Source organism: Arthrobacter bambusae (assembly GCF_022606295.1).
In the GTDB taxonomy this organism is placed as follows: Bacteria; Actinomycetota; Actinomycetes; order Actinomycetales; family Micrococcaceae; genus Arthrobacter; species Arthrobacter bambusae_A.
The window spans coordinates 1-16935 of sequence record NZ_JAHHZS010000032.1; the positions used below are offsets into that span (position 1 = coordinate 1).

The 16935-nt window shown below is 64.2% G+C and carries 17 protein-coding genes and 1 pseudogene; 5 read left to right on the forward strand and 13 right to left on the reverse strand.

Going from position 1 to position 16935, the window contains the following annotated elements; all coding sequences use genetic code 11:
- A pseudogene (locus KNN17_RS17935) lies at positions 1–217 on the forward strand (sigma-70 family RNA polymerase sigma factor); the annotation flags it as partial.
- Between the two features lies 1 nt (position 218).
- Here the strand turns inward: KNN17_RS17935 and KNN17_RS17940 are convergent.
- The 6 genes from KNN17_RS17940 to KNN17_RS17965 all read right to left on the reverse strand — a co-directional run bounded on the left by KNN17_RS17940 (position 219) and on the right by KNN17_RS17965 (position 5154).
- The gene (locus tag KNN17_RS17940) at positions 219–2609 is read right to left on the reverse strand and encodes an ATP-binding cassette domain-containing protein (protein ID WP_241710278.1); all 2391 of its coding nucleotides are present in this window, start codon (positions 2607–2609) and stop codon (positions 219–221) included.
- A 58-nt stretch (positions 2610–2667) separates the two neighbouring features.
- Entirely contained in the window at positions 2668–3027 is a 360-nt protein-coding gene (locus KNN17_RS17945) for a VOC family protein (RefSeq protein ID WP_241710279.1), read from the reverse strand.
- 115 nt (positions 3028–3142) lie between these two features.
- Positions 3143–3616 carry an NUDIX domain-containing protein gene (locus KNN17_RS17950; protein WP_241710280.1) on the reverse strand — a complete coding sequence of 158 codons (474 nt, stop codon included), beginning with the start codon at positions 3614–3616 and terminating at the stop codon, positions 3143–3145.
- A gap of 19 nt (positions 3617–3635) precedes the next feature.
- Positions 3636–4253 (reverse strand): TetR family transcriptional regulator, encoded by a 618-nt coding sequence (locus tag KNN17_RS17955; RefSeq protein ID WP_241710281.1) that lies wholly within the window; start codon positions 4251–4253, stop codon positions 3636–3638.
- Between the two features lie 197 nt (positions 4254–4450).
- Positions 4451–4702 carry a DUF2630 family protein gene (locus KNN17_RS17960; RefSeq protein WP_234753344.1) on the reverse strand — a complete coding sequence of 84 codons (252 nt, stop codon included), beginning with the start codon at positions 4700–4702 and terminating at the stop codon, positions 4451–4453.
- 206 nt (positions 4703–4908) lie between these two features.
- A complete protein-coding gene (locus tag KNN17_RS17965; RefSeq protein ID WP_241710282.1) occupies positions 4909–5154 on the reverse strand; it encodes a hypothetical protein in 246 nt (81 codons plus the stop codon).
- Positions 5155–5375: 221 nt separating this feature from the next.
- Between KNN17_RS17965 and KNN17_RS17970 the strand changes: the two genes are divergently transcribed.
- A complete protein-coding gene (locus KNN17_RS17970) occupies positions 5376–5987 on the forward strand; it encodes a J-domain-containing protein (protein ID WP_241710283.1) in 612 nt (203 codons plus the stop codon).
- 8 nt (positions 5988–5995) lie between these two features.
- Here the strand turns inward: KNN17_RS17970 and KNN17_RS17975 are convergent, their stop codons facing one another.
- Positions 5996–6799 carry an SDR family NAD(P)-dependent oxidoreductase gene (locus KNN17_RS17975; RefSeq protein ID WP_241710284.1) on the reverse strand — a complete coding sequence of 268 codons (804 nt, stop codon included), beginning with the start codon at positions 6797–6799 and terminating at the stop codon, positions 5996–5998.
- On the reverse strand, positions 6796–7560 hold the full coding sequence (locus KNN17_RS17980) for a hypothetical protein (protein ID WP_241710285.1): 765 nt from the start codon (positions 7558–7560) through the stop codon (positions 6796–6798). The genes KNN17_RS17975 and KNN17_RS17980 overlap by 4 nt, the downstream gene beginning before the upstream one ends.
- Before the next feature lie 98 nt (positions 7561–7658).
- Here KNN17_RS17980 and KNN17_RS17985 point away from each other — a divergent pair, with 98 nt between their 5' ends.
- Positions 7659–8189, forward strand: coding sequence for a MarR family winged helix-turn-helix transcriptional regulator (locus KNN17_RS17985; RefSeq protein ID WP_241710286.1), 531 nt, complete (start codon positions 7659–7661; stop codon positions 8187–8189).
- Between the two features lie 119 nt (positions 8190–8308).
- Positions 8309–8611 carry a DUF4193 domain-containing protein gene (locus KNN17_RS17990; protein WP_059389433.1) on the forward strand — a complete coding sequence of 101 codons (303 nt, stop codon included), beginning with the start codon at positions 8309–8311 and terminating at the stop codon, positions 8609–8611.
- A gap of 55 nt (positions 8612–8666) precedes the next feature.
- On the opposite strand, the gene KNN17_RS17995 is transcribed toward KNN17_RS17990, so the two are convergent.
- Entirely contained in the window at positions 8667–10172 is a 1506-nt protein-coding gene (locus KNN17_RS17995) for a CYTH and CHAD domain-containing protein (protein ID WP_241710287.1), read from the reverse strand.
- Between the two features lie 408 nt (positions 10173–10580).
- Between KNN17_RS17995 and KNN17_RS18000 the strand changes: the two genes are divergently transcribed.
- Positions 10581–10880 (forward strand): hypothetical protein, encoded by a 300-nt coding sequence (locus KNN17_RS18000; RefSeq protein WP_139359653.1) that lies wholly within the window; start codon positions 10581–10583, stop codon positions 10878–10880.
- Between the two features lie 35 nt (positions 10881–10915).
- On the opposite strand, the gene KNN17_RS18005 is transcribed toward KNN17_RS18000, so the two are convergent.
- The 4 genes from KNN17_RS18005 to KNN17_RS18020 form a co-directional block, all read right to left on the reverse strand.
- Entirely contained in the window at positions 10916–12187 is a 1272-nt protein-coding gene (locus tag KNN17_RS18005) for an MFS transporter (protein ID WP_241710288.1), read from the reverse strand.
- 118 nt (positions 12188–12305) lie between these two features.
- A complete protein-coding gene (locus tag KNN17_RS18010; RefSeq protein WP_241710289.1) occupies positions 12306–12647 on the reverse strand; it encodes a hypothetical protein in 342 nt (113 codons plus the stop codon).
- A 172-nt stretch (positions 12648–12819) separates the two neighbouring features.
- Positions 12820–14532, reverse strand: a complete 1713-nt coding sequence (locus tag KNN17_RS18015; RefSeq protein WP_241710290.1) for an alkaline phosphatase family protein — start codon at positions 14530–14532, stop codon at positions 12820–12822.
- Positions 14533–14751: 219 nt separating this feature from the next.
- Entirely contained in the window at positions 14752–16926 is a 2175-nt protein-coding gene (locus KNN17_RS18020) for a transglycosylase domain-containing protein (protein ID WP_241710291.1), read from the reverse strand.
- Positions 16927–16935: the final 9 nt, after the last annotated feature.

The window sequence follows — 16935 nt, forward strand, 5'->3', positions numbered from 1 at the left end:
TTCCACGCATGCCGCGGTCTCCCAGCAGCGCGCCGAGGGCATCCGGCTCATGCGCGACGGGCTGTCCGCGCATTACGCGGACGATCCCGGGCAATCCTTCGAGCCCCAATCGCGGATTACCGCCCGACGCCGGCACGACTACCTCTCGACCCTCGCCACCGCCACCCTGGGCGGAATCACCCGCAGCTTCAGCGCTCCGGGACAGCCGTCCCGATAGTTCATTGTCCGACGTAAGCCGCCAGGTGCTCGCCGGTGAGGGTGGAGCGGGCTGCGACGAGATCGGCAGGCGTGCCCTCGAAAATGATCCGTCCGCCGTCGTGACCTGCTCCCGGGCCGAGGTCGATGATCCAGTCGGCATGCGCCATGACCGCTTGGTGGTGCTCGATGACGATGACCGACTTCCCGGAGTCCACGAGCCGGTCGAGCAAGCCAAGCAGCTGTTCGACGTCGGCGAGGTGCAAGCCCGAGGTGGGCTCGTCGAGGACGAGCACGCCGCCCTTTTCGCCCATGTGGGTGGCCAGCTTGATCCGCTGCCGCTCGCCGCCGGAAAAGGTGGTGAGAGGCTGGCCGAGGCTGAGGTATCCGAGTCCGACGTCGGCCAGGCGCTGGAGGATCGCGTGGGCTGCCGGGATCCTTGATTCGCCGGCAGAGAAGAACTCCTCCGCCTCTTTCACCGACATCGCCAACACTTCAGCGATGTTGCGGCCGCCGAGGCGGTACTCCAGCACCGATGCCTGGAACCTCTTGCCTTCGCATTCCTCGCACGGAGTGGCGACGGTGTCCATGAACCCGAGATCCGTGTAGATAACGCCCGCGCCGTTGCAGGTGGGGCATGCCCCCTCGGAATTCGCGCTGAACAGCGCAGGCTTCACTCCATTGGCCTTCGCGAACGCCTTGCGGATGGGCTCGAGCAGTCCCGTGTACGTCGCTGGATTGCTCCGCCGCGAGCCCTTGATCGCCCCTTGATCAATGGAAACGACGCCGTCCCGCTTGGACAACGAGCCATGGATCAGCGAACTCTTCCCTGAACCTGCGACGCCCGTGACCACAACCAGGACCCCCAGCGGAATGTCGATGTCGACGTCGCGCAGGTTGTTCTGGGTGGCCCCGCGGATCTCCACTGCACCGGCGGCTGTCCGCACCGCTTGCTTGAGGGTTGAGCGATCCTCCAGGTGGCGCCCGGTCAGGGTGCCGCTGGACCGCAGCCCTTCGAGGGTACCTTCGAAGACCACTTCGCCGCCGGCGGTGCCAGCGCCGGGACCGAGGTCGACGACGTGATCGGCGATCGCGATCGCCTCCGGTTTGTGCTCCACGACGAGCACGGTATTGCCCTTGTCCCGCAGCTGCAGCAGGAGTTTGTTCATGCGCTGGATGTCGTGCGGGTGCAAGCCGATGGTGGGCTCGTCAAAGACGTAGGTGACGTCGGTGAGCGAGGAGCCCAGGTGCCGGATCATCTTGGTGCGCTGCGCTTCACCGCCGGACAGTGTGCCGGCCGGCCGATCGAGTGAGAGATAGCCAAGACCGATCTCCGCGAACGAGTCGAGGAGGTGCCGCAGCCCTTTGAGCAGCGGTGCCACTGAGGGTTCGTCGAGGCCGCGCGCCCATTCGGCAAGGTCGCTGATCTGCATCGAGCATGCGTCGGCAATGCTGATTCCCTTGATCTTGGACGAGCGGGCGGCTTCGGTGAGTCGGGTGCCATCGCATTCGGGACACGTGGTGAAGGTGATCGCCCGCTCCACGAAGGCGCGGATGTGCGGCTGCATTCCCTCCGGGTCCTTGGAGAGCATGGTCTTCTGGATCTTCGGGATCAGGCCTTCGTAGGTGAGGTTGATTCCCTCGACCTTGATCTTGGTGGGCTCCTTATGGAGGAGGTCGTGGAGTTCCTTCTTCGTGTACTTGCTGATCGGCTTGTCCATGTCGAAGAACCCGGAGCCGCTGAAGATGCGGCCGAACCAGCCGTCCATGCTGTAGCCGGGAATCGTGAGGGCGCCTTCCGAGAGCGACTTGCTGGCGTCGTACAGTGCGGTGAGGTCGAAGTCGGTGACCGAGCCCCGACCTTCGCAGCGCGGACACATGCCGCCGGTGATGCTGAAACTCCGCCGCTCCTTCGTCGTCGTACCGCCGCGCTCGAAGGTGACCGCGCCCGCGCCGGAAACCGAGGCGACGTTGAACGAGAACGCCTGGGGCGATCCGATGTGCGGCTGGCCAAGTCGGCTGAAGAGCATGCGCAGCATGGTGTTCGCATCGGTGGCGGTACCGACGGTGGAACGGGTGTTCGCGCCCATCCGCTCCTGGTCGACGATGATCGCCGTGGTGAGTCCTTCGAGCAGGTCCACATCCGGCCGCGACATGGTCGGCATGAACCCTTGCACGAAGGTGCTGTACGTCTCGTTGATCATGCGCTGCGACTCCGCGGCGATCGTGGCGAACACGAGTGAACTCTTGCCCGAGCCGGAGACGCCCGTGAACACCGTCAACCGACGCTTCGGCAGCTCGATGCTGATGTCCTTGAGGTTGTTCTCCCGCGCGCCCTGCACGCGAATCAGATCGTGGGTGTCGGCAGTATGCAGCTCAGGCGACTGGGTGTCGGTGCTCGTGGCCGTGCTCATCGTGTCTCCATCTGGTACGCGGGGGTCGTCTTCGGTCTTCGTCGGCAAGTCCGGTGGGCTATTGAGGATCCTGAAGCAGCCCGAGGACGTTGCCGTCCGGATCGGTGACGGTGGCCACCAAGCGGCCTCCTCCGACGTCGCGGGGTGCGTCCTTCAGGGTAGCGCCGGCGGCGGTCACCTCTGCCAGCTTTGCCTCGATGTCCGAGACGTGCCAGTAGGCGACGGGCGAGGTCATGGCCTGCGGGCCACCTCCCGGAACGAGCCCGATGTGCTGGCCCGCGACGTCGAAGCCGACGTAATACGGTCCGTCGGCCTGCGGCGGTGTCCCGAGCAACGCCGTGTACACCGCCTTGGCCGCGGCGAGGTCGGATACGGGATGCAGCACGGTCTTGATTCCCTCGGTGGAAGAGTCGCTCATGATCACTCCTGGAGTCATTAGGGGACGAAGCTGGCGAGGACGGTTGTCCATGACCGCCATTCTAGGCGCGGCCCGAAAGCGGCGCTTCTCCATTCCTGACCGGTCCGGGCAGGGCTCAGCCACCACTCCCCAGGTGCAGGATCAACGCGTCGAGGATCGGCACCTGCCCGCCTACCAGTTTGGTGCGGGCAACGGCCTCCGTGGCCCAGATGGCGTCGTCAATCTCCGGATAGCTCCGAACGACGCCAGATCCGCGTGGCCATTCCAGCTCGAAGGTGTTGCTCACGATCCTCTCCGGTTCAAAATCCGACTCCGCGGTGAAGGCCGCCACGAGCTTGCCCGACGGTTGCCGGAAGATGCCCAGCTGGTGATAGTCGACGTCGGGCGGGGGAGTGCCCATCTCCTCGGCGAATTCACGCTTGGCGGCGACGAGCGGATCCTCGTCTTCGAGGTATTCGCCTTTGGGGATCGACCAGGAACGTGCAGCCTTGTGGGCCCAGAAGGGCCCGCCCATGTGGGCTATCCAGAATTCCAACTCCGCCGCGGAATTCCGCCGGTATAACAGAATGCCCGCGCTTCGAATTGTCATTTACCCTCCCAGGCATAAGTTATCCGCCGGGTCCGGCGGTCGGAACACGCAGCACGGCCATGGCCTCAAGCAAATACGGCACCAGATCCGGCTCCGTCCCCACGGCCCACTGCATCCACGCTTCGAACGTCGCCCCGAGATACGCGGCGCACAGATAGCCTGCCGCGCTTTCGCTGACGCCCTGCGAAACGAGGTATAGCCGTGCCCGGTCCCGTTGTGGGGCCAGGGCGTCGTAGCTCCTGCTCGCCAGCTCCGGGTGTTCTGCGATCAGGCGCAGGCGCCCGCGCGTCACGGTAAGGTCCGGGAGCGCCGAAACCCCGGCGACGGCGGCCGCCGCCAGCCCGGCGAGGATGCCGCCGTCGGACGGCTCCGCTGTGCGGGCGTTCTCCAGCGCTCGGCCCGAGGCTTCCACCACCGGTTCCATGCCGCCCCAGACGAGGTCGGCCTTACTGGGGAAGTAGCGGTAGAGGCTCTTCCGCCCGATTCCGGCCTCGCGTGCGATGTCCTCCATTGATGTCCGCTCGTAGCCGTTCTCGGCAAAAAGCCGGAGCGCGACGCCGGCCACGGCGTCCGGATCAATCGTCGCCGGGCGTCCGGTGGAGCGCCCGATGACGGGCTTCGTATGGTCTGAGGGCATCTCTCCAGTATCCACTCTTACATAATGAGACTGAGTGTCATTATGTGAATGGAACGCCACCAACGGCCAGGCCACGGCCCTGCGCGTCGCGAAGGAAAGCGGCCGGGGCATATCGTCGTTGCCCCTGGCTGCCCCGTGAATCAACGTCACCGTGCTCATGCGCCTGACCCGTGCCGTGGTCGGCGCTGTAGGGCGGCTCAGCCGGTGTAGCCTTCCACCTGCTTCGGGGGCCGTGGCTTCGCCTCGTTCGGGTTCTCCCCGTACTGTCTCTTGGCCCGTCGTTGCCGCAGCAGATCCCAGCACTGATCCAGGTCCTGTTCAATACGCTCCAGCCTTGCGCGGTCCGGGGCGTGCGCAGGACCCGGCGGGGCAGCCTCAGCTTTCTCCCGGAGCTCCCGTTCCTCCTCCACGAGTGATTGGATGCGGTGGAGAATGCCCTGTTCGTCCATGGTGACCCTCTTCCTGAACTAGCCGTTACCAGTCAGGTTAGTGAGGTGCGCTGGGCGTGAACAGAGCTAGCGGGAGGGGAGCGGTTCGACCGGAGGACCAAGTCGTACCGAAATGTCGCAAGCCTTGACGAGTGACTCGTCGTGCGTGGCTATGATGACGGCGGCACCGCGCGCTGCTTCTTCCCACCGCTCAGGGTCGCGACCTTCTAGCTGCCCCGTCCGGTGAGGCCCACCCGCTCGAGTGCACTTTCAATGCTGGCTTTCAGGCGCGTCCTGACGCCGAACAATGACATTTGGGAGAGACGGACGTTGCACTCGACCGATTCCTCATCGATGAGGCCGTTGTCTTGGAAGACAAATGCGGCGTGCTGCTGCCAGAACCGGCGGCGACGGCGGTCATCCCAGCTCGTGGCTTCCTGGCCCTCTACGAGCACCCGCCCGTCTTTCCGCACCCACTGGGTCCAACAAACGCCAGGGATGCCCCGGGTGTCGCGTGGACTCTTCGTCTTTTGAAGACGTCCTTGCCGTCGATTGTCACTGTAATGTTCTCTGCTTTGATGTCCACTGGATGGTCCCGATTTGAGTGGCCTCAGGGTAGATACTCAGCCCCGAGGGTTTGCGGAATACTAGGACGCAGATTCAAGATTTCCGCAAGCGAAGGCGGTGATTATCCGTGAACGGCGAAAGCAGTGCATTCAAGCGCCGGCTGGAGCGAGCCATGGAGCTGCGGAACGTCCGCGCGACCGGCATGACGGCCGAAGAAGAAGCCGAACTGGAAGCCGCCGAAGAAGAAGAGCGGCAGAAGCGCAAGAAGGTGGATGACGCCGCGCGGGTTGAATACCTGATCCGCGACGCCATGGCACAAGGGAAGTTCGACAACCTGAAGTACGCAGGCAAACCGATCCCCGGGCTGGGGGAGCGCTACGATCCCGATTGGTGGGTCAAAGGCCTCATTCAGCGCGAGCATCTCAGTGGCCTTGGCCCGAAGGCCATTCTCCTCCGGACCGAGGATGCCGAACTGGATGCAAAGCTCGATGCGCTTTACTCGGAAAAGCAGGTGCGCGATCTGGTGGAGGACTTCAACGCCCGGGTCATCGACGCGCGGCGCCAGCTCCAGGGCGGCCCGCCGGTGATCACGAAAACCCGCGACGTCGGCGTCGAGCTGGAACGCTGGCGCGAGCGCCGGGCGGCGGCTGCCGAGGCAATCGCGGCCCGGGAATCCGTGAACCAGGAACTTGCGGGCAAGAGGCCGTGGTGGCGCCGGATCTGGAAAGGATCGGGGTAGGTCGGGCCTCAGTGGCTTCTGCTGGTGTTGAACGCTGGCGTTCCTGCCAGCCGGCCGCCGTCGACGGCGAGAACGGTTCCGGTGACGAACGAGGACTGGTCCGAGCAGAGCCAGAGGGCCGCCGCAGCAACATCGGTCGTGGAGCCGATCCGGCCCAGCGGCACAGCGGCGGCGACGCGATCCTGGGCGGCCTGGCCCGCCTCTGCAAGCCGCTCGGTGAGGATGGGGCCCGGAGCAATGGCGTTGACCCTGATCCCGTGCGATGCGTAGTCGAGGGCAGCAACCCGTGTCAGGCCGCCGACGCCGAACTTGCTCGCCACATAGCCGCTCATGCCGGCGACGCCTTGTTCGCCTGCTGTGGAGGACATGTTCACGATCGCCCCGCTGTTCCCGCTTGCCAGCATGAGCTCGATTTCGTATTTCAGGCAGAGGAACGCTCCCCGAAGGTTGACTGAGATTGCACTGTCGAACTCCGCGCTCGCCCACTCGGCCAGGGGTGCCGGGATTCGACCGCCGCCTGCGGCATTGTTGACCGCGACGTCCAGCCGGCCGAAGCGATCCCGGATCCGGGCCATGAGGGCTTTCACCGAGTCCTCGTCGCCCACATCCACGGTCATAGCCACCGCATTCCCGCCGCCCGAAGTAATGGCGGCAAGCTGTTGGGAGAGGCGGGCGTCGTCACGAGAGGCAAGGACAACGTCGGCGCCGGCGCCAGCCAGCACAGCTGCGACCTCCGCACCGATTCCGCGGCTCGCTCCGGTGACTAGCGCGACCTTGCCGGACAGCGGCCGGATGGGATCCGCCGTCGTCATGGCGTTGTCCGGCTTGCGCGGTGCATTTGGCTTGCCCCGGACGCATGCGCCCGGGGTTCTTGGTTCGCTGCTGCCCGGGTGCGCGGGAGCAGGAAGCCGGCGGCAACCAACCAGAGCAGGCCGCCGAAGCGTCCGATCGGCAACAGGAACTGAAGGGGCTCGATCGCCATGGACAGGAAGCTCAACTCTGACAGTGCGGCAATGACCAGGCCGGTCCAAGCCAGCCAACGTGGCATGAAGCCCAGGATCAAGGCGGGGACGGCCACGCCCGCCATGAGAAGGCCGATTCCGACGACGAAGCCGACGCCGCCGGTGATGAACGCGAGGAATGCGAGTGCGTGGGTGAGCGTCACATCCGCGGTGATTTCGGGCCGGCTCAACAGCCACGTCACGGAACCTGACAACATCAGGAAGAGCGCTGAGCTGACGCCGCCAAAGAAGCTGATGGCCGGTCCGGGAACACGAACCCCGAGCCGGAGCTGCCGGGCGTAGATGGTAGCCGCGTAGATTCCCAATGGCACTGCGGAGCCGAATTGGAGCATTCCGCCGACTCGCGTCGCGGCGACGTTTTGCTGGAAGAATGCGGCCACATGCTCCGCCTGGGCAAAGGGCGAGACGAAGGTCTGGCCTCCCGTCAGTATTGCGGACGTGATGAGGCTGGCGAGGAAAATGCCCAGGCTGACGAGGGCTAGAACGCCGGGGTGCGGGCCGCCCGACCGAGCTGGACGGCCGCCTTCATCGGGAATAGAACGACTACTCATGGCTGGACCTTTCTAGTGCTGGCCGATATCTCGTAATTGCATCACTACTAAAATAGTTCACCTCTAGAATTATTCTGTCAAGCATGTATCCTGAATCCATGGACTTAGCCACGCCGGGCCGGCCGAAACGGACTGCTTTTCTTTTGTCGCAGCTAGGGGCCGTGGCCTCCTCCCGCTTTGCCGACCGCACCCGGGAGATCGGGCTCACGCCCAGCGACGCCGGTGTCATCCGCCTGCTCGGTCGCGCTCCGGGATTGAGCCAGCGCCGGCTTGCGGACCGGCTCGGTGCCGTCCCCAGCCGGGTGGTCTCACTCATCGACTCGCTTCAGGAACGCGGCCTCGTGGAGAGGGTCCGCAGCAGCACGGACCGGCGGAACTATGAACTCCATCTCACCGACGCCGGCAAGCGCGTGCTGCGGGAACTGCGCGGAATCGCGGAACAGCATGAAGCAGAGATCCTGGCCCCGCTGACAACGGAGCAGGTCACGCAACTTGGCGACTTGCTCGTCCAGCTCGCCAACGGCCACGGGCTGGACAGGGAGCTCCACCGCGACGTCGGCCGCGAGCGTGGAGGGGCGGCGGACCTGACGGCCGATCCAGGCCCTGAGCCGGCTATCGGGCCGCGTTAAGCCGCCTGGAACGGACGTGACGAATAGGGCACGATTTTTGCCACATTGTGGGGAATAGCAGCCGCATGGTGTATGTTGCACATTCGCCAGCAAATATACAAGAGAAGAGATAACCCCAGGTGGCAACCGATTACGACGAACTCCGCTCCGACGTCGCGGAATCCCAAAGCACGTCACTTCAGGCCCTGCAGTCTGCCAATGCTCCGGATGCCCGCAGCGTTGTACGGGAGCTTGACGAGGCCGATGCTTTTGAAGGCAACGAGGTACCAGGCGGCGAATTCGTGGCCGAGGAACTCATCATTGCGGTCGTTCCCCAGAAGGAAGACGAGTTCACGTGCTACTCCTGTTTCCTCGTCCGTCACCGCTCCCAGATTGCCCGTGAAAAGAACGGTCACGCGTACTGCGTAGAGTGCGAAGGCTGAGCCTCTGAGATCCAATCCACGTGCCGCTTAGCCATCTCCCTCACCGTTACGTTCATCACAGGGGATGTAGGCGCTTCTTCTTGGCGAGCTTTTCATAACGTGCCCCGGAATCCGCTGCTCGCTGCTCTTCGGCAGCGAGCAAGGGGCGGTATGGCGAGTTGTCCTCCACCGATCCGCCGGTATCGCTCGCGAGCCGGAGCAGCACCGAGCGGCTGACAACGCTGTCCTGGTGCTCTCCTAGGATCTTCTGGATCTTCTGGGCGTTGCGGGCCAGTTTCACAGCGGGTTTCCTGTGGACGTCCCGCAGCGCTTCGGCTGCATGGCGCAGCCGTTTTGCGTCTTTACGGACCTGATGCAATGCCCTGTCGCCTTCGACGCCGGTTTGCCCGGCCGCTGCCTTCTGGGACCGGCGCAACCGCTTGACCGCTTTCCCGGCCAGCTTGGCCGTGACGGGACGGGCCTTCTTCCCCGCACGAGGTTTCGCGGGAGGCTCGTCGCGGAATTCCTCGAGTGACTCCAGGAGCCGGAAATAGCGTTTCGTTCCCAAGGAGCGGAGCATCTCGCGATACCCGGAGTTGAAGGCGGCCTCGAGTTCGTCATTGATCCTGCTGGCAGCTGGAGCGGACACCGAGCCGTCGGGTTGTTCATTCATCAATTCCCCGATCCGGTCCCGCAACACCTCGGCATCCCGTGCCTTGCCCAGGACCTTGCTCAGCCATTTGAGTTCGGCCTTGAGCTGATCCACGGCATCGGCGTCGAAGAGCTTGCCGTAAGCGGACAACGTCGAGCGGAGCCTGCGGGTGGCCGAGCGCATGCGGTGAACAGCGTCGTCGACGCCTTGCCGGACTCCGGAATCCAGTTCGGTGATTTCAGCGATCTGCGCGGCGATGTAGGCAACTATTGCGTCGCCCGCAGAACCCTTCCGACGTGCTTTCGGCGGCGCCGGCACGGCTGCCGGCCAGGCCGTGCCAAAGGCACGCGCAAGCTTGGACGCATGCCCGGAGGGGGTTGCGCCGGCCTCTGACAAGACACTCTCCGCGCTCTCGAACAGGGATTCGTCGCCGTGGACCAGCTCGATTTCCCATTCCCGCCAGCGCCTCTCCAGTTGCCTCGGGTGCAAGGTCTCTGCGGTCACGTGGTCATCCATGAAATCGGCCAGCGTGACGTCGTCGCTTCCGTGTAGCCGGTGCAAAGTGCGGCGGGTATGGATCCTGGCCACGGGCCTGAGCTCCTCGCCGCGGGTGAAGACGATGAGACGCTCCGCCAGCTCCTCCGGGACGATCTCAGGCTGCCCCAGCGGCGCCTGGATCTCCACGCGGTTGTCCCGGTCTGCCGGCAGTTTCAAATGCCAGCCTGAATCGATGCCTCCGGAGCGGCGCCGCAAGGTGATCCGGTGCTTGGCAAGGACCAGGCCTTCTGTATCGAAGTAGACGGCCTCGAGTTGATGATCCGCAGGATCTGCGACCTGTTCGACGCCGGTGATGTCCTCGAACGCGGGAAGGGGCGTTTCCAAGTCGGCGTCGTACTTGCGCTCTGTTTCCACGGATTCCTGGGTCGACATGCCGTTTCCCGTCCTTCTCGTAGCTGGTCCGCACCTATAGGCATCCTCCCACTAGGCCTCCTGCAGGGAAAGAGCGGTCAAGGTTTTACAACCCCGGTCCTTCGATTCCCTAGACCGGAATCCGCCCAAGCCCTAAGATCACTCTGACGGCACCAGCCCTGCGCTGATCGATGTCCGTCGCGGTCTCACCCTTAAGCGTGAGCGCCGGGTCCGTTCTGCGACTCCTGGGTCTTCGAACGGGCCCGGTCGACCTCCGCCGGGACCAGCCAACAGGGCCGCCAAAACGGGACATGAACCCGTGGCCTCGCCGCGCGCCCGACGCAATTCGCGATGGTTAGAGAGTAATTACTCGCAGAGGGTGACGGCGGCCCGACAACGGAGGATGCTTGATTGATGGGAGGGAAAATCATGACACGAGATGTGAGTCATTTCGAGCGCCTTTCGGCGTGGACTGAAGATGACATGAAGCCAGCCGTCGGCAAGCTGTTGCGCGGCGATGGCGTGCCTTCCGAATCGCAGGAAGACCGCCGTCCCTCGCCCTTGGACTTCCAGATTCCCGGAGAACTGGACCGCGCCCTGGAGTCGGCTTCACAAACGCTTAGCCTCACGCCCAGCGAGATCTTGCGCGAGGCCCTGTCCGAATGGCTGGGGAGCCACGGACAGCCGGCCACGGGCCACCATCCGTTCGGGAAGCACACCGCGCTGTAACGGCGGCCGGGCTGCGGGTCGCGAAGCTCCAGCCCTTACTGGCGTCTGCCCTGGACAGCGTCGCCGTGCCGCGCAGAGCGGAACGGAGAGGCCGCAAGGAGCAACGCCGCCGCCGCGAATCCCGCAATTCCGATCCACAACGTCGGCTGGTATCCGATTGATACCGCGAGGAGTCCGCCGGCCGGTGCGCCGACCACGATCATCGCGCGGTTCGCGGACCGAATTGTGGTGTTCATGCGTCCTTGCAGATGGTCCGGTGTTACCGCTTGCCGGTAACCCATCTCGTTCGCGTTGCTCAGTCCCAGGGCCAGTCCGTAGACGGCCTGCCCCGCGGCCAGCAAGAGAATCACGAGCCACTTCTGTCCGTTGCCGGTAGGCACGACGGCGATGATCGCCCAGCCGACCGACATGAGGAAATTGCAAATGATCACCGCACGCCCGGCACCCCATCGCATCCCGAACCTGGTCGAGAAGCTGCTCCCGAGCAGCCCCGCGACGCCGGCGGCCGCCAGCGTGATGCCAAGCTCGAAAGGCGACAACCTCAATTCGAGCAAGACGAAGGATACGAAGACTGTTCCGAGCATGCTGTTGGCGAGGAACCAGACGTGGGATCCGACGGCCATTGGCGCAAGAACGCGGTGCCGGTAGACCCAGCGGAGTCCCTCGGCGATCTCCGCGCGGAGGCCTCGCAGGGATGAGCCGGATACTTCCCGGGGCTCCACAACACGCACCCGGGAGATCGCCAGCGCGGAAAAGAGATAGGACACGGCGTCGGCGAGGACAGCGAAGGGAGCCCCCAGGAGCGTGACCAAGCCGCCGGCAACCAGCGGGCCGGAAGTCTGGGCGACGGCATCGCTTTGGTCGGCCCTCGCGTGTGCAGCCAGCAAGTCCCGCCTGCCCACGATCCGAGGGAGGAACGACTGGGATGCCGCGTCGCCGAAGAGGGAGAACACGCCGAAGAAAGCTACGAAGACGATGAGGACAACGAGGTTCAGCCGTCCCACGGCGTAGAGAACAGGAATGGCCAGCAGGAGGATGCCCCGCGCAAGGTCTGTTCCCACGAGCACGGGCTTCCGCGGCCGTCGGTCGACGAGGGCACCTGCGAGCAATCCGAAGAAGAGATAGGGGAGCCACCGGGCAGCGTTCAGCAGACCGACGTCGGTTGCTGTTCCTCGGAGCGAATCCAGCACCAGGACCTGCAGGGCCAAAGTGGTGATGTAGGTTCCAAAACCCGACACTGTGTAGGCCGACCAGAAAGCCAGGTAGCCGGGAATCCGGAAAACGTCCCGCGGGTTCGAACCATCCATGCGGTCAGCGTCCGTTCACAGGCAGGATGAAGCCGACACAGCGCACGCCATACCGACGCAATGCACCCGAGGACTGGGCAGCCATGGCCAGTCCTCGGGTCCGGAATGCAAGCTGGCTTTAGCCGCCGCAGTACTTGCTGTAGTTGGTGCCCGCGTTCTGGTAATCGTTCTTCAGCGCGTTGAGCTTCGCGGTATCCGGGCTGTCCTTCGAGGACTCGTCAAGGTAGTCCACGATCGTCTTCAGGGTGGGCTTCAGCTCATCCGAGGACACGGTTTCGATCGGGCGGAGCTGGTTGGCTACCCGGATGGTTCCCGTTTTGTCCGTGGTGTTCGTGGGGTTCGAGATGACGGTCTTGACCCGGCTGCAGGTGTCCGCGGTGCTCAGCTGCTGCGGTGCGGAGCAAGCCGATGCGGAGAGGACGAGCCCGGCCGCGAGCAGGGCTGTGGTGATTTTCTTCATGGTTCCCTCAGTAGTTGCTGACGTTTGATTGTAAGCAGACGTCGCGTGGCGCCCAATGCAGCTTCGCCAGCCGAACGGTTCATTTCGTGCGGCCACGGGTTCGAAGATCACAAGGGAGGGGCCCCGCGGCCGTCCGGCCGCGGGGCCCCTCCAGTGTTCGAAGTGCGCTGGATCAGCGCTGGGGGAGTGCCTTGGTCCCCTCGATCTGCACGGCCTGCAGCTTGTTCGGATCCAGGCCAAGCGTCTTCAGGATGGTCGGCGCAATCTGCGTCGTCTCAACGGCGGTGGTCACGGTCCGGGCGTGTTGGTCGTTGCCGCCTGAGATCACGAGGGGCACATCGCGGTCGTCCGCGCTGGCTCCGCCGTGTTCAGCGATCTTGGCCTTGCCGCCCGTGTACACCACGCCGGTCTGGGCGATGCCCAGGATGTCCGGGTAGCGTGCGTCGCTGGTTTTGGTGCCGAAGTAGTTTGCAACCTCACTGCCCGCGTAGACCTTGCTCAACCCCGAGGTTGTCACGGTCTTGGCGGCACCGTTGACGTCGTTGCCGGCGGCCGAGTGCGCTGCCAGGTAGTCCTTGGCGAACTTGGCTGCCGCCTGCGAGTGGTCCGAAAGCCACAGCTGCATGATGTCGTCGTCGGTGGAGAAGGCCACGAGGTCTGCCGAGCCGGGGTGCGCCGACTTCCATGCCGCGTTCAGGCCATCGATGATTGCGCTGTCAGGAACCCTGGTCAGCGTCGAAGAGTCCATCGGCGACTGTCCGTGCTTGGCCGAAAGCATCACCGTGGTGTCCTTGGCGTGACCGGAAGCGGCCAGCTCGGACTCGAACTTGCCCACGGAAGCGTTGACGAAGTCCAGGGCTTTGCTCAAAAGCGGCCCGGGGACGGTGCCGCCCTGAAGGTAACCTCCGGTGAGGCCGTCCGACGTCGGGAGCTTCTGTGCCGTCGAGACGGCCTGGAAGTTCATCCCGAAGATGCCCGGTACTCCGGCTGTCTTGGTGCCGGAGTGGTCCTTGCCGTCGATCTCGTTCAGCACGGCCTGGACCTTGTAGCCGTCGTACTGCTGGGTAGCGGCGTTGTCCTGCGTCCAGTCGCCAGTAAACGGAGCGGCGGCCTTGCTGTTGATTTCCGGGGTGAAGAGGTCATCCAGGCCCTTCCCGGAAGGGCCGTTCAGGATTTCATAGGCCGGGTGCTTATCCGACCATGCGGTGGTCAGGCCAGCGCTCTTCGCCACTTCGAAGACCGTGTTCACCTTCAAGTACTGGTGCGGGTAGACCGGCTTGCACGTCGCCGGGTCAACCGGGAGGGCTGCGGGGTCCAGGAGCGAACCGGGCTGTCCGGTCATGTTCAGGATGCTGCCCGGAAGCCCGGGCAGGCCCTGGCCGGCGTCGAGGGCGTTCTGGTCCTTGTCCGCCGCTTCGGTGAAGGCCACCTCGGCGCCGGGCGCGGTGTTCTTGCAATCCGTAGTGCCTGCCGGCAGGAGTGCCCGGTTGAAGGTGTCGTCATAGTAGACGCCGGTGGTCCCGGGATTGCCGCCGGTCAGCTGGCCGACCATGCCGGGGAAGGAATCCGAGGGCACGGGAGTCTGGGCGTGCGTGTAGCTGGTGCCGTGGTTGACCAGCGACGCGAGCGCCGACGTCGGGTGGTTCTTCACGTAGAGATCCAGGTCCTTCTGGTGAAGGCCGTCCACCGAAAGCAGCAGGACGTGCTTCGCCGTTTCGCCCTGGCCGCCCTGGCCCTTGCTGCCGTCTGATGCCTGCTGGCCCTGGACGTCCTGGCCGCCGCGTGAAGCGTCGTCGGCCATCGCCGGCGCCACCGCGGACCCGGCCACCAGCACGGCCCCCAGGACCGCTGCTGTGGCAAGCCTGTTTTTCTTGGCTGTCTTCATGGAAGTAAGACCCTTCGCTATTGCGTTCTTATCGTTCGAGAATGCGTCCCCGATTGATTCTTGTTGCGGGGAGGGCCTCCGTCCCCCGAATTGGGCCGCACGGCAGAAACGTTCACGACAGGTTCAATTGCGGGTAGCCGAACTCTTCCGGAACTCACAGGAAATCCGCGTAACCCCCGGGGTTGTGCAGGCCGTCGTGTCCCTCATCGACCGGAATTCTCACCGGGAAGGACTCGGCGGGGGCGTGCCCGTCATGGACGCGGGCGGCGCAGGGAAAGCAGCCGCCGGGTACAGCCCGGCGACCTGTGTCATGTAGTTGGCCCACTGCGGCCCCGCCAGCATGTATCCGTCGATGGCGGTGTAGAACTTGCCGTTGATCGTGACGTTTTGTCCGGCCCGGCTCTGTCCTGCCATGGTGTCGCCGAAGAAGGACGCCGTGGCGAGCCCCGTGGTGTATCCGACCACCCACGTGGAGCCGTTGCTGTTGTTCGTTCCCGTTTTTGCCGCGGTGGGGAACATGTCCTGGACTTTCGGCTGAATGTAAATGCCGGATCCCCGCTTCAAGACGTCCTGGAGTGCCGAGTTGACGCCCCGGGCAACCTCGGGCTTGATGGCGGGGTGGCATGAACCGGCTTGGGCGGGCAGCTTCCCGCCGGAGGGATCGGTGATGCCCACAATGGCGATCGGCGAGCAGTACGTGCCGTCGTCGGCGAAAGTGGCAAAGGCGTCGGCCATCACGAGCGGCGATATTTCGGTGCCGCCGAGGAGATTGCCCAATTGGTGCATGTTGACCGGTGCGTTGTCCACGCCACTGTGGAGGCCCACCGCGTCCACCACCTTCTGGATGCCGCAGAAGTCCAGTTGGGCCGCCTCGGCAAAGGTTGCGGTGTTGATGGAGTTGTAGAGCCCATAGTTGACGGGCATGGGACGGTAGTAGCCCTCGTCGTTGTTGCGGAGATCGTCAGCTGTGCCCAGGCCGGCAATTCTCTGGGCCGTGCTGTAGCCGCCCAGTACCCGCCCGCAGCTGTCCCTCCAAGGGAATCCTAGTGGGTAGACCCTCCTCGACGCGTCCACCACCGTGGTCATGGACTTGCCCTCGTTGAGCCACTCCGTGAAAGTGAACGGCTTCATGGCGGAACCCGGCTGGAAGCCTCCGGCTCCGTTGAGATCATTGCCGTTGGCGTCTTTGGAATCGACATTGAAGTTGAGTTGGGTATCGAATTTTCTGGGTTGGGGAAGAAATACCGTGTTTTGCGCCATGGCCAGGATCTTGCCCGTGCCGGGCTGCACTGTGACCAAGGAGGCGCCCCATTTGTCCGGGTTCGCGCCTGCCGTGGCATCGACCTGTGTTTGGGCGACTGCCTGGAGCCGGCTGTCCAGCGTGGTGGTGATCGTCAAGCCGCCGCTGTACAGGAGCTGTTCCCGGTCCGTGACGCTGGCACCGTACGCAGGGTTGTTGAGGATGAGGTGGGAGATGTAGTCGCAAAAGTACGCGGCCATGTTTGCGGCGGCGCAGCCTTGCTTCGCTGGTGTGATGGTGAGCTTCAAGGGAGTGACGACGGCGGCGGCATACGCTGCCTGCTGGATCTTGCCCTGAGCGAGCATGTCGGACAGCACCAGGTTGCGGCGCTGGATGGCGTTGTCCGGATGGACGGAGGGGTCGAAGTAGCTGGGGCTATTGACGAGGCCGGCGAGCAGGGCGGCCTGCGGAAGACTCAGGTCCTTGGCGGAAACGCTGAAGAAGTGCTGCGCCGCGGCTTCGATGCCGTACGCGTCCCGGTTGAAGAACACGATATTGAGGTAGCCCTCCAGGATCTGGTCTTTAGTGAATTTCTTCTCCAGTTCGACGGCGAGTTTCATTTCGCGCACCTTGTCGCCAATGGTTTTCTGACCGCTGAGCACCACTTGCCCGGTCTGGCCTGCCGCCAAACGGGACTCGTTGAGTACGTTGGTCACGTACTGCTGGGTCAGGGTCGAGGCACCCTCGTTGGTGCCCTTGGTGAAATTGGATGCCAATGCCCTGAGAATCCCTTGGGGGTCAATGCCGCCGTGCTCGTAGAAGCGGTTGTCCTCGATGGCGACAATCGCTTCCTTGATGTAGGGCGACATCTGGTCCAGGCTGACCCGAACCCGGTTCTCGGCATAGAAGGTGGCGATCGTCCTTCCGTCCGCGCTGAGCACTTTCGTGGACTGCGACGGCGGGTTGACCACCAGATCACCCGGGAGGTTGTTGAAGTACTCGATCGAACCGCTGACGGCCATCCCGGCCGACGCTACGCCGGGGACCACGAGCCCGGCAGCCAGCACGCCGCACAGCGCACTCACCACGAAGAATCCGAAGATCCTTCGCAGGACCCGCGCCAAACCACTTTTCGGGCTGTTCTTCGGAGCCATTTTTCCAGC

What these genes read in the sequence shown, in the direction of transcription:
- KNN17_RS17960 (WP_234753344.1), bottom strand. Translation starts at nt 4,702, where the DNA reads ATGGACGAACAGGGCATTCTCCACCGCATCCAATCACTCGTGGAGGAG.
- KNN17_RS17985 (WP_241710286.1), top strand. Translation starts at nt 7,659, where the DNA reads ATGGACTTAGCCACGCCGGGCCGGCCGAAACGGACTGCTTTTCTTTTG.
- KNN17_RS17955 (WP_241710281.1), bottom strand. Translation starts at nt 4,253, where the DNA reads ATGCCCTCAGACCATACGAAGCCCGTCATCGGGCGCTCCACCGGACGC.
- KNN17_RS18015 (WP_241710290.1), bottom strand. Translation starts at nt 14,532, where the DNA reads ATGAAGACAGCCAAGAAAAACAGGCTTGCCACAGCAGCGGTCCTGGGG.
- KNN17_RS17975 (WP_241710284.1), bottom strand. Translation starts at nt 6,799, where the DNA reads ATGACGACGGCGGATCCCATCCGGCCGCTGTCCGGCAAGGTCGCGCTA.
- KNN17_RS18010 (WP_241710289.1), bottom strand. Translation starts at nt 12,647, where the DNA reads ATGAAGAAAATCACCACAGCCCTGCTCGCGGCCGGGCTCGTCCTCTCC.
- KNN17_RS17940 (WP_241710278.1), bottom strand. Translation starts at nt 2,609, where the DNA reads ATGAGCACGGCCACGAGCACCGACACCCAGTCGCCTGAGCTGCATACT.
- KNN17_RS17980 (WP_241710285.1), bottom strand. Translation starts at nt 7,560, where the DNA reads ATGAGTAGTCGTTCTATTCCCGATGAAGGCGGCCGTCCAGCTCGGTCG.
- KNN17_RS17995 (WP_241710287.1), bottom strand. Translation starts at nt 10,172, where the DNA reads ATGTCGACCCAGGAATCCGTGGAAACAGAGCGCAAGTACGACGCCGAC.
- KNN17_RS18020 (WP_241710291.1), bottom strand. Translation starts at nt 16,926, where the DNA reads ATGGCTCCGAAGAACAGCCCGAAAAGTGGTTTGGCGCGGGTCCTGCGA.
- KNN17_RS18005 (WP_241710288.1), bottom strand. Translation starts at nt 12,187, where the DNA reads ATGGATGGTTCGAACCCGCGGGACGTTTTCCGGATTCCCGGCTACCTG.
- KNN17_RS17950 (WP_241710280.1), bottom strand. Translation starts at nt 3,616, where the DNA reads ATGACAATTCGAAGCGCGGGCATTCTGTTATACCGGCGGAATTCCGCG.
- KNN17_RS17945 (WP_241710279.1), bottom strand. Translation starts at nt 3,027, where the DNA reads ATGAGCGACTCTTCCACCGAGGGAATCAAGACCGTGCTGCATCCCGTA.
- KNN17_RS18000 (WP_139359653.1), top strand. Translation starts at nt 10,581, where the DNA reads ATGACACGAGATGTGAGTCATTTCGAGCGCCTTTCGGCGTGGACTGAA.